Below are 11625 nucleotides of genomic sequence, written 5' to 3' on the forward strand. Positions count from 1 at the left end.
CCTCACCATGATTCCCTGGCTTACACCCGAATGCAGCTTCCCGCCAATTGAAGAAGCACTGGAAGAACCCAACGGCCTGCTTGCTGCCGGCGCCGACCTCAGCCCGGAAAGACTTTTAAGTGCTTACCGTCAGGGCATCTTCCCCTGGTTTGCCGATGATGAGCCTATTCTCTGGTGGTCTCCCAATCCCCGCTGCGTGATGCGTCCTGAAGCCATCCATTTGTCCAAAAGCCTGCGCAAACGCATACGCCGCGAGGGCTTTGACGTCAGTTTTGATAACGACTTCGCTGCAGTCATAAAAGCCTGCGCTGAACCGAGACCCGGCCAGCCGGAAACCTGGATCACTGAAGACATTCAGCAGGCATATATCAATCTTCACCGGCTGGGGCACGCACACTCTGTGGAGGTTCGGGAAGACGGCCAACTGGTCGGCGGCCTCTACGGCATTGCCATCGGCAAACTGTTTTTCGGTGAATCCATGTTCAGCCGCCGCACGGATGCGTCGAAAATTGCATACGTATTTTTTGCCAAACAACTGCAAAAATGGGGCTATGCTTTAATTGACTGTCAGGTTTATAACGATCACCTGGCGAGCCTGGGAGCAGAGGTCATCCCCAGAACGGAATTTAAGCAATACCTTGATCGCTATCTGGATATGCCCTGCACACATTCCTGGCAATTCGATTTGGCAACAGACGACATAGTGAGCAGCCAGTGACGAATCTCAAAACGTTACACTTCTATACTACGCCGGAACATGAATGCAGCTATCTGGACGGCGTTCAGGCAAAAACACTGTTTGTGGACCCCCACGAAATCATTGCCACTGATGCCTACAGCCAGCTATCCGATCTTGGCTTCAGACGCAGCGGCAAACATATTTACCGCCCTTACTGTAACCACTGTCAGGCATGTATTTCTGTGCGTATTCCTGTCAGGGAGTTTCACCGCAGCAAAAGCCAGCAACGAATCTGGAACCGTAACAAAGATTTACGGGTAAGCCAGTCAGCCACCCGCTTTACCGATGAATACTATGATCTGTATGCCCGTTACATTGAGGCCAGGCACGCTGATGGCGATATGTACCCTCCCAGCCAGAGCCAGTTCAGTACCTTTCTGGTAGAAAGCCAGCAACAGGGATGCTTTATCGAATTCAGACTGCCGGATAAGCAGCTGATCGGCATCGCGGTGATTGATGACCTGATACAGGGGTTGTCTGCGATCTATACGTTTTTCGATCCGGAACAGACCCGCCGCAGCCTCGGTAGCTATGCAATTTTATGGCAGATTGAAGAGGTACTTCGCCAGGATAAAGACTATCTTTATCTGGGTTACTGGGTGCGCGATTGCCAGAAAATGTCATACAAAACCAGCTTCCGACCACTGGAAATGTTGCTGCAGGGGGAGTGGTTAAACGTAGATGTATGATCCAAATCGACATATGCAAAGAATATGCAGAGAAATCTCTTTGATATACCAGACAAATGAGGCAAAATACGGCGCTTCAAATATTAGCAACCTAGGTAGGTACTGAATGTCCAAAGAAGATAGTATTGAAATGGAAGGCGTTGTCACCGACACACTGCCTAACACCATGTTTCGCGTAGAACTTGAAAACGGTCACGTTGTGACTGCACATATCTCCGGCAAAATGCGTAAAAACTACATCCGCATCCTGACCGGCGATAAGGTAAAAGTTGAGCTGACACCTTACGATCTGACCAAAGGCCGCATCACCTACCGCGCCCGCTAATTACGGTTTTCCGGCTCTGCAACTTATTAGCTAACTGCTGTTTACTGAAGCATCAATAGCTGTCCGCCAGCGCCGACCTTAATAAAAAAAACCGCTTGTTCTCACAAGCGGTTTTTTTATGTCCTGGCTTTGCCAGCGGAGCAACAGCAATTAAGCCATTGCTGCCACCACATCAAGCACCAGCTCATTGTTATCATCAACGCTGATTTCGACTTCACCGCCCTCTTCAGACAATTCGCCAAACAGAATCATTTCCGCCAGCGGCTTCTTCAACTGCTCCTGAATCAGACGCTGCATCGGACGGGCACCCATGGTTTCATCATAGCCCTTCTCAGCCAGCCAGGTGCGGGCTGCATCATCGATATTAAGCTGAACGCCCTTATCATCAAGCTGAACCTGCAGCTCGGTAAGGAACTTATCAACCACACCTTTAATAACATCCATCGGCAGCGCCTTGAACTGAATAATACCGTCCAGACGGTTACGGAATTCAGGGGTGAACATCTTCTTAATAGCCTCCATACCGTCAGTGGTATGGTCCTGATGCGTAAAGCCGATTGAGGCACGGCTCATCTGTTCAACACCGGCATTGGTGGTCATTACCAATATAACGTTACGGAAATCCGCCTTACGGCCGTTGTTATCCGTCAGGGTACCGTTATCCATTACCTGTAACAGCAAGTTGAAGACTTCCGGATGGGCCTTTTCAATCTCATCCAGCAGCAATACAGAATGCGGAGACTTGGTAACCGCTTCAGTCAGCAGACCGCCCTGGTCATAGCCAACATATCCCGGTGGTGCACCGATCAGACGGGAAACCGTATGGCGCTCCATGTACTCCGACATATCAAAGCGAATCAGCTCGATACCCATGATACGGGCCAACTGAGTAGTTACCTCCGTTTTACCCACACCGGTAGGACCAGAGAACAGGAATGAACCTACTGGCTTATTCGGCTCTTTAAGGCCCGCACGGGACAACTTAATAGCCGCAGACAACGTATCGATTGCCTGATCCTGCCCCAATACAACCATCTTCAGATTCTTATCCAGCTTCTTCAGCTGTTCTTTATCTGAAGCGGTCACGTTGTTTACCGGAATACGGGCAATCTTGGCAACCACACTTTCTACTTCAGCCACATCGATCAGCTCGGCACGTTTATCTTCAGGCACCAGGCGCTGATAGGCACCGGCTTCATCGATCACATCGATTGCCTTATCCGGCATATGTTTATCATTGATGTAACGGTCAGCCAGCTCTGAAGCGACCCGAAGCGCATTATCAGTATAAGAGATTTCATGATGCTCTTCGAAACGGCTGCGCAGCCCCTGCAGAATGCGGTAAGTATCATCGACCGACGGCTCAAGCACATCTACCTTCTGGAAACGGCGCGCCAGTGCACGGTCTTTTTCGAAGATGCCGCGGAATTCCTGGAAGGTTGTAGAACCGATACAGCGTAACTGACCGGAACTCAGCAAAGGCTTGAGCAAATTGGAAGCATCCATGGAACCGCCGGAAGCAGCACCCGCACCGATAATGGTATGTATCTCATCAATAAACAGGATCGCATGGTCCAGCTTACGGATTTCATTCAGCAGGCCTTTAAGGCGCTTCTCGAAATCACCGCGGTATTTAGTACCGGCCAGCAATGCACCAAGATCCAGAGAATACACCGTGCTCTCGGAAATCACTTCCGGAACCGAGCCTTCGATGATTAACTTTGCAAGACCTTCAGCAATGGCTGTTTTACCGACACCGGCTTCACCCACCAGCAACGGATTATTCTTACGACGGCGGGACAGAATCTGTACTACCCGCTCAATCTCATCATCACGGCCAACCAGCGGATCAATATTACCCGCTTCCGCCTCTTTATTAAGATTCACCGCATAATTCGCCAGCGGGCTCTTATCTTTCTCAGTGGAAGGGTTCGCTTCACTGAGATCATCCAGCGCAGGCGGCTCTTCTGAATCAGAAACTTTGGAAATACCGTGAGAGATATAATTAACGATATCAATTCGTTCAATGCCCTGTTGCTGCAGAACATACACAGCCTGACTTTCCTGCTCACTGAATATAGCCACCAGCACATTAGCGCCGGTTACTTCAGACTTACCGGAAGACTGTACATGGAATACCGCCCGCTGAAGCACACGCTGAAAACCAAGCGTAGGCTGGGTTTCAAGGTCCGGGATGTTATCCGGCAGTAACGGGGTGGTATCTTCAATAAAAGATGACAGGGAGACTCTTAACTTATCTACATCTACGCCACATGCCTGCAATACAGAATGGGCCTCTGAATTATCTAACAAAGCCAGCAACAGATGCTCAACCGTCATAAATTCATGACGTTTTGCACGAGCACTATTAAAAGCCACACTTAGCGTATCTTCTAATTCTTTATTCAACATAATTATCGCTCCGCTACGCTTGCTCGACTTCACACAGCAACGGGTGCTTACTCTCCTTAGCGTACTGATTCACCTGTGTTGCTTTTGTTTCTGCGACATCCCGGGTATATACACCGCACACAGCTTTACCCTTAGTATGGACCGTTAACATAACTTGTGTGGCTTTTTCTTGATTCATAGAGAAAAAAACCATTAGTATTTCCACCACAAAGTCCATCGGAGTATAGTCATCGTTCATCAATAGTACTTGGTACATTGAAGGACGTTTTAGTTCAGGCTTTGCAACCTCTTCGACTACGCCGGTACCATGATCATGTGGATCCTGATCGTCGGCAGAGCAACGGATTGCTGCTTGTAAATGACGCATATCACATTTCACAATATTTACCAATTTTTATATCTCATAATGGGGAGTCTTGTAATGCTCGTCTAAGTCCGAAGAATGTTATAATTTTTTTTGCAGGAGGAATAATAAATTTGTTGTATCGGTAGTCCCTGCGAGACATTTTCAGAAACATGGAAGCACCTCAGCTGTAGTACATTGTATCAACAGAGGTCGTTCAGTTAACAGACCCACGGAGCTTAGGGTCACAGTTTTAATCGGAAATTGGGGGACACCAATGTACACAGGGAAAGTCAAGTGGTTCAATAACGCCAAAGGCTTTGGATTTATTATATCGCAAGAACATGATGAAGACTTATTTGCTCACTACTCGGTCATTCTGATCGATGGCTACAAAAGCTTAAAAGCTGGCCAGGAAGTGAGTTTTGAGACGACACCGGGTCCTAAGGGTATTCACGCGATCAACATCAAACCTATTGAAGTTACGGCACTGGAAGAAGCGGAAAATTCATAAGCAACTTCCTACCACTTCAAACGATAAAAGGCAGCTTACGCTGCCTTTTTTGTGCCCGATTCTAAATCAGCGCCATACCTGCCCTCACCCCATATGGTTGATAATTGCCTCGCCGAAACCTGAGCTGGAAACCTTAGTCGCGCCGTCCATCAGACGCTCAAAGTCATAGGTAACAGTTTTAGCCGCAATAGCACCATCCATCCCTTTAATGATCAGATCAGCCGCCTCAAGCCAGCCAAGATGACGCAGCATCATTTCGGCAGAGAGGATAATCGACCCTGGATTAACCATATCCTTACCGGCATATTTTGGCGCCGTGCCGTGAGTCGCCTCAAAGATAGCAACCCGGTCAGACAAATTGGCACCGGGTGCAATACCAATACCACCCACTTCTGCAGCCAGCGCATCTGAAAGATAATCACCATTAAGATTCAGGGTCGCAACAACATCATATTCAGCTGGCCTCAGCAATATCTGCTGCAACATTGCATCCGCAATGACATCTTTAACCACTATCTCACGCCCGCTGTCCGGATTTCTGAAACTCATCCACGGGCCTCCATCCATAAGCTGCGCACCAAACTCTTCTTTCGCCAGTTCGTAACCCCACTCCTTAAAAGCACCTTCAGTAAACTTCATGATATTGCCTTTATGGACCAGCGTGAGAGACCTTCGATCATTATCCACGCAATACTGTAACGCCTTACGCACCAGGCGCTTGGTACCTTCTTCTGAAACCGGTTTAATGCCTATACCGCACATCTGATCAAAGCGGATTTTGGTAACCCCCATTTCCTGCTGCAGAAAATCGATGACTTTTTGCGCCTCAGCGGTACCCGCCTGCCATTCAACGCCGGCATAAATATCTTCGGAATTCTCCCGATAAATCACCATATCAACATCACCGGGATTCACCACCGGACTGGGCACGCCCTGGAACCAGCGCACCGGACGCTGGCACACATACAAATCCAGCTCCTGACGCAGGGCAACATTCAGTGAACGGATTCCCCCGCCTACCGGTGTCGTCAGGGGGCCTTTAATGCCTACTGCAAATTCCTTAAATGCCTGCAATGTCTCATCCGGCAACCAGGTGTCCTGATCATAAACCTGCGTCGCCTTCTCGCCTGCATACACCTCCATCCAGGCTATTTTCTTACTGCCGCCATAAGCCTGCTTTACCGCAGCATCAACAACCTCAATCATTACCGGCGATACATCTGTTCCGATCCCGTCGCCTTCGATAAACGGAATCACCGGCCGGTCAGGCACCTGAATCAGGTTGTCGCCGGTAAATGTTATTTTCTCACCCTCAGGAACACGAATATATTGGTATGCCATAGCTTACTCCACGTATACTTACGTCCGGAAAATTCTGAGTACAGGTCAGAGCCGTTAATCCATAAGCTTCGGCACAGAAGAATACGGAATCCAGCTTCCGTCCAGTCAGATTTAAATATAGTTTTCAGGTTACCGTCCTACAAATGTCCAACGTCATACTTTTTAATAAGCCCTTCCAGGTGCTCACCCAGTTTACTGACAACGAAGGACGGGGCACCCTGGCTGACTTTATCAATCAGCCCGGTGTTTATGCCGCCGGCCGGCTTGATTACGATTCCGAAGGATTATTAATTCTCACCGACGACGGTCAGTTACAGCACCAGCTTGCCAACCCTAAATTCAAAATGGCAAAAACCTACTGGGCACAGGTAGAAGGCGAGATTGACGAAGCTGCTCTGAAGAAACTGCGCGAAGGTGTCGAGCTGAAGGATGGAAAAACCCGGCCGGCAAAAGCACGACTGATTAACGAACCGGATATCTGGCCCCGTAATCCTCCTATCCGCGAACGTAAAAACAAACCTACCAGCTGGCTTGAGCTGACCATCAGTGAAGGTAAGAACCGGCAGGTAAGGCGCATGACGGCAGCCGTCGGCTTCCCGACACTGCGACTGATCAGAGCCAGTATTGGCGACTGGAAGCTGGAATCCCTGAAACCCGGTGAAAGCCGCACTGAAACGGTCTTTTTGCCTGCCACGCAAACAGACAAACCAAACCGCCGCTCACCGTCAAGACACAGTAACAGCCGCAAGCAAACAGCGAGCCGTGCAAATAAAAAGCCCGGCAACAGAGCCGGGCGCAATCATTCCAAACGTTAATTTTTCTGTAAACTATTTGTCCCAGGCATCGGCACGCTCCAGGTCGCTGTCCTTTGCAGCTACCCAGGCCTCACCCTGCTCGGTAATCTCTTTTTTCCAGAAAGGCGCGTCACGCTTCAGATAATCCATAATGAACTGAGCCGCTGCAAAACCAGCAACCCTGTGAGGACTGGCCACACCCACAAATACAATATTGTCATTCAGCGCCAGCCTGCCGACACGGTGAACAATCACGATCGACCCCAGATCCCAGCGTTCCCGGGCTTGCAACGCAATCTTCTCCAGTGACTTCTCAGTCATGCCCGGATAATGCTCAAGTTCCATGGCGAGCAGCCCAGGGCCGCTGGCCATTTCCCGGACGATACCGGTAAAGGTGACTATCGCCCCATGACTACCATCATCGTCCCGGATTAAGGCATTTAAACCGCTGATATCGAAATCTTCCTGCTGAACTTTGATGATATTGCTGACCACCTGAAACTCCGTACCACAAACACAAAAATGACTATTTAAAACTCAGGAAAAGCATGACCAGAAATGCTAAGGTTGTCCACCTAAAAAGTCATAACCTATATGGATATTTTACACCCATGCGCTGGACTCCACACGCCACCGTTGCCACCATCGTAGAAGATCAGGGACGCTTCCTGTTTGTAGAGGAACACTCCCCTACTCTTAACAAACTGGTAATTAATCAGCCTGCCGGCCACCTGGAAGCGAATGAAAGCTTCATCGAAGCAGCCAGACGGGAAACACTTGAAGAAACAGGCTGGCATGTGGAGCCTGAAGCACTTCTGGGCATGTACGTTTACAAAGCACCGGGTAACGGTACGGTATATCACCGCTTCACCTTTATCGCCCGGGCAATTTCAGAACAGCCGGATGCTGAACTGGATACAGGCATTGAACGAGCCTTATGGCTGACCTATGACGAACTGATCGCCCGCAGGGATGACCTGCGCAGTCCAACTGTTCTGCAATGCCTTGATGACTATCTGGAAGGTCAGCGCTATCCGCTGAATTTTATCCATGATTAAGCTTTAATATTGCCACCCGCATCCCCATATTAGAATTTTGCACACAGCCATTACGAGCCAGTATTTTTTATGAGTAATAACGCCAATACCAAAGTCATTGTCGGCATGTCCGGCGGTGTTGATTCATCTGTTTCCGCTCTGCTTTTGCAGCAACAGGGCTATCAGGTTGAAGGCCTGTTCATGAAAAACTGGGATGAAGATGACGGTACCGACTATTGCACAGCCATGGACGATCTGGCAGATGCACAGGCGGTTTGCGACAAGCTGGGCCTCACCCTGCACACCGCAAACTTTGCAGCTGAATACTGGGATAACGTCTTCGAACATTTTCTTGAAGAATACAAAGCCGGCCGCACACCGAACCCGGACATTCTGTGTAACCGTGAAATTAAATTTAAGGCCTTCCTTGAATACGCCCAGACACTGGGTGCCGATAAAATCGCCACCGGTCACTATGTACGCCGCAGCGATATCAACGGGCACGCCTGCCTGCTGAAAGGCCTGGATAACAACAAGGATCAGAGCTACTTCCTGCATCAGGTCGGCAGCGAAGAACTGGCAATGACCCTGTTCCCGGTGGGAGAACTGGAAAAGCCGGAAGTCCGTCGCCTGGCCGAAGAACACGATCTGATCACGCACAACAAAAAAGACAGCACAGGCATTTGCTTTATTGGTGAACGCCGTTTCAGCGACTTCCTGAAACAGTACCTGCCGGCACAACCGGGTAACATCGAAACCCCGGATGGCGACGTGATCGGCAAGCACCAGGGACTGATGTATCACACTATCGGCCAGCGTCAGGGCCTGGGCATCGGCGGCCTGAAAAACTATCCGGAAGTCCCGTGGTTTGTTGCAGAGAAAGATCTGGACCGTAATGTACTGATCGCCGTACAGGGCACCTCCCACGAACTGCTGTTCAGCGACTGGCTCACCGCCAGCGACATTTTCTGGATTTCAGAAGCACCGGCTGAATTGCCACTGCGCTGCAAAGCCAAAGTCCGTTACCGTCAGGACGATCAGGCATGCACGATAGAAGCCGGTGAAAACGGTGGCTACCTGATCCGCTTTGATGAACCACAACGCGCCGTCACACCTGGCCAGTCCGTCGTTTTTTACGCAGATGAAGTGTGTCTTGGCGGCGGCGTCATTGAAACAACCGGTAAGCGAGGCTAGACACATCATGTCACAGGCAACACATAATCAGGCAATTGCGCTGGCCGGCCTGTTTCAGGCAGCCAGCCTGGTCGAGCAGATCGCAACCCGTGGCATGGTGCAGCAAAGCAACCTGGAAACCTGTATTCGCAGCGTGTTCATCACAAACCCGGACAGCACTGCAGAAATCTACGGAGGTGAACGCGCCCTGCCGATCAACCTCGGTCCGGGCTTCCGCCACCTGCAGGAACTGATCGACAAAGACCGCTCCAAGCAGAATCAGGACGTCATCCGTTACGCCCTCAGCCTGCTGCACCTGGAAAAGAAGCTCAATAAACAGCCCGAGCTTCTCAATACCATTGCTGAACGGCTGCTAAAAATTGAACAGCAGGCAAAATACTTTAATGATCAGGAAAACCTGATTGATAACGCGGCGACCCTGACACACCCGACGATCATTGCTAATCTGGCCAGCCTTTATCAGGATACCCTGAGCACCTTTAAATTCCGCATTCAGGTAACCGGCGAACCCCGCCATCTGCAAAATGCGGAAAACGCAGATAAGATCCGTGCATTGCTACTGGCAGGCATCCGTGCCGCAGTACTGTGGCGCCAGAGTGGTGGCAAGCGCTGGCAACTGCTATTTTTTAAATCCCGCATTCGCCCTGCCATTACGGATATCACCGGACGCTGAACCGGCAATATAAAACTTGCCAGTGCAACTTATGAATGTGTAAAAAGACGCTGGGCGGATTTTCCTCTCCCGGCGTTTTCGCTATAATTCGCGCTCAAAATTTAATTCATCAGGTAATGCCTCGTTATGGATCTCTCTTCTTTAACTGCTATTTCCCCCGTCGACGGCCGCTACGGCAGTAAAACAGCTGACCTGCGTCCGGTATTCAGCGAATTCGGTCTGATCAAAGCCCGTGTTGAAGTGGAAGTACGCTGGTTGCAAAAACTGGCCGCTCACCCACAAATCACTGAAGTACCGGCACTGAGCGATGCTGCGAACGCCGTGCTGAACCAACTGGTTGATAACTTCGGCGAAACTGAAGCTAACCGCGTTAAAGAAATTGAGCGTACCACCAACCACGACGTTAAAGCGGTTGAATACCTGATCAAAGAACGCATTCAGGACAACGCTGAGCTGGCTGCAGTGAGCGAATTCGTACACTTTGCCTGCACGTCAGAAGACATCAACAACCTGTCTCACGCACTGATGCTGAAACAGGGTCAGGCGGTTATGCTACCACTGATGCAACAGGTTACTGACGAGATCGCTAAACTGGGCCGCGATTTTGCAGAACAGCCAATGCTGTCCCGTACCCACGGCCAGACTGCTTCACCAACCACGGTCGGTAAAGAAATGGCTAACGTTGCTTACCGTCTGCAGCGCCAGATCAAACAGCTGCAAAACGCTGAACTTCTGGGCAAGATTAACGGTGCTGTCGGCAACTACAATGCTCACCTGTCTGCTTACCCGGATGTAGACTGGGCGCAGAACGCACAGGAATTCGTAGAAAGCCTCGGCCTGAGCTTCAACCCTTACACCACACAGATCGAGCCGCATGACTACATCGCAGAAATGTTCGATGCAGTATGCCGTTTCAACACCATTATCATCGACTTCGACCGCGATGTATGGGGCTACATTTCACAGGGTTACTTCAAGCAGAAAACCATTGCCGGCGAAGTAGGCTCATCTACCATGCCGCACAAGGTTAACCCGATCGACTTCGAAAACTCTGAAGGCAACCTGGGTATCGCAAACGCCATCATGCAACACCTGGCAGCGAAACTGCCTATCTCCCGCTGGCAGCGCGACCTGACTGACTCCACCGTACTGCGCAACATGGGTGTTGGTTTTGGCTACAGCATGATTGCTTATCAGGCCAGCCTGAAAGGTATCAGCAAACTGGAACTGAATGCTGCACGCCTGAACGACGATCTGGAAAACGCCTGGGAAGTACTGGCTGAGCCAATCCAGACTGTTATGCGCCGCTACGGCATTGAAGAGCCGTACGAGAAACTGAAGGCACTGACCCGTGGCCAGGAAATGAATAAACAGACCATTCAGGCGTTTATTGATACTCTGGAAATGCCTCAGAGCGCGAAAGATGAGCTGAAGGAACTGACACCGCACAGCTACATCGGTAATGCACCAGAGCAAGCTAAAGCCATCTGAGTTTACTCAGTTGATGCCACTGAGCATCATGCATAAAAAAGCAGGGCCATTGCCCTGCTTTTTTGTTTCTGCA

Annotated in this window: 13 protein-coding genes; 9 read left to right on the forward strand and 4 right to left on the reverse strand. The window is 50.0% G+C overall.

The annotated features are described in order from the left end of the window. Nucleotides 1-7 precede the first annotated feature (7 nt). From aat to infA, 3 genes are all read left to right on the forward strand, one after another. Nucleotides 8-718 (forward strand): leucyl/phenylalanyl-tRNA--protein transferase, encoded by a 711-nt coding sequence (gene aat / locus JYB63_RS04015; protein ID WP_205656510.1) that lies wholly within the window; start codon nt 8-10, stop codon nt 716-718. Next, entirely contained in the window at nt 715-1428 is a 714-nt protein-coding gene (locus tag JYB63_RS04020; protein WP_205656511.1) for an arginyltransferase, read from the forward strand. Before aat ends, JYB63_RS04020 begins: the two co-directional genes overlap by 4 nt. Nucleotides 1429-1534: 106 nt before the next feature. Further along, nucleotides 1535-1753 carry a translation initiation factor IF-1 gene (gene infA, locus JYB63_RS04025; protein WP_205656512.1) on the forward strand — a complete coding sequence of 73 codons (219 nt, stop codon included), beginning with the start codon at nt 1535-1537 and terminating at the stop codon, nt 1751-1753. Nucleotides 1754-1903: 150 nt separating this feature from the next. On the opposite strand, the gene clpA is transcribed toward infA, so the two are convergent. Beyond that, complete coding sequence (clpA, locus tag JYB63_RS04030) at nt 1904-4165, reverse strand: ATP-dependent Clp protease ATP-binding subunit ClpA (protein WP_205656513.1); 2262 nt, start codon at nt 4163-4165, stop codon at nt 1904-1906. 13 nt (nt 4166-4178) lie between these two features. Next, entirely contained in the window at nt 4179-4532 is a 354-nt protein-coding gene (clpS, locus tag JYB63_RS04035; protein ID WP_205656514.1) for an ATP-dependent Clp protease adapter ClpS, read from the reverse strand. 253 nt (nt 4533-4785) lie between these two features. Between clpS and JYB63_RS04040 the strand changes: the two genes are divergently transcribed. Continuing rightward, nucleotides 4786-5022 carry a cold shock domain-containing protein gene (locus JYB63_RS04040; RefSeq protein WP_205656515.1) on the forward strand — a complete coding sequence of 79 codons (237 nt, stop codon included), beginning with the start codon at nt 4786-4788 and terminating at the stop codon, nt 5020-5022. Nucleotides 5023-5106: 84 nt separating this feature from the next. Here the strand turns inward: JYB63_RS04040 and icd are convergent, their stop codons facing one another. Then, nucleotides 5107-6363 (reverse strand): NADP-dependent isocitrate dehydrogenase, encoded by a 1257-nt coding sequence (gene icd / locus JYB63_RS04045; RefSeq protein WP_205656516.1) that lies wholly within the window; start codon nt 6361-6363, stop codon nt 5107-5109. A gap of 143 nt (nt 6364-6506) precedes the next feature. Here icd and JYB63_RS04050 point away from each other — a divergent pair, with 143 nt between their 5' ends. Next, the gene (locus JYB63_RS04050) at nt 6507-7178 is read left to right on the forward strand and encodes an rRNA large subunit pseudouridine synthase E (protein ID WP_205656517.1); all 672 of its coding nucleotides are present in this window, start codon (nt 6507-6509) and stop codon (nt 7176-7178) included. A 12-nt stretch (nt 7179-7190) separates the two neighbouring features. On the opposite strand, the gene JYB63_RS04055 is transcribed toward JYB63_RS04050, so the two are convergent. Further along, on the reverse strand, nt 7191-7652 hold the full coding sequence (locus JYB63_RS04055) for a molybdenum cofactor biosynthesis protein MoaE (RefSeq protein ID WP_205656518.1): 462 nt from the start codon (nt 7650-7652) through the stop codon (nt 7191-7193). A gap of 116 nt (nt 7653-7768) precedes the next feature. Here JYB63_RS04055 and JYB63_RS04060 point away from each other — a divergent pair, with 116 nt between their 5' ends. From JYB63_RS04060 to purB, 4 genes are all read left to right on the forward strand, one after another. Further along, a complete protein-coding gene (locus JYB63_RS04060) occupies nt 7769-8215 on the forward strand; it encodes an NUDIX hydrolase (RefSeq protein ID WP_205656519.1) in 447 nt (148 codons plus the stop codon). Nucleotides 8216-8284: 69 nt separating this feature from the next. Next, complete coding sequence (mnmA, locus tag JYB63_RS04065) at nt 8285-9388, forward strand: tRNA 2-thiouridine(34) synthase MnmA (RefSeq protein WP_205656520.1); 1104 nt, start codon at nt 8285-8287, stop codon at nt 9386-9388. A gap of 7 nt (nt 9389-9395) precedes the next feature. Continuing rightward, complete coding sequence (gene hflD, locus JYB63_RS04070; protein ID WP_205656521.1) at nt 9396-10061, forward strand: high frequency lysogenization protein HflD; 666 nt, start codon at nt 9396-9398, stop codon at nt 10059-10061. A gap of 126 nt (nt 10062-10187) precedes the next feature. Beyond that, nucleotides 10188-11552 carry an adenylosuccinate lyase gene (gene purB, locus JYB63_RS04075; protein ID WP_205656522.1) on the forward strand — a complete coding sequence of 455 codons (1365 nt, stop codon included), beginning with the start codon at nt 10188-10190 and terminating at the stop codon, nt 11550-11552. Nucleotides 11553-11625 lie beyond the last annotated feature (73 nt).

The sequence above is a fragment of the Aliamphritea spongicola genome, assembly GCF_017051665.1.
GTDB classification, from domain to species: domain Bacteria; phylum Pseudomonadota; class Gammaproteobacteria; order Pseudomonadales; family Balneatricaceae; genus Amphritea; species Amphritea spongicola.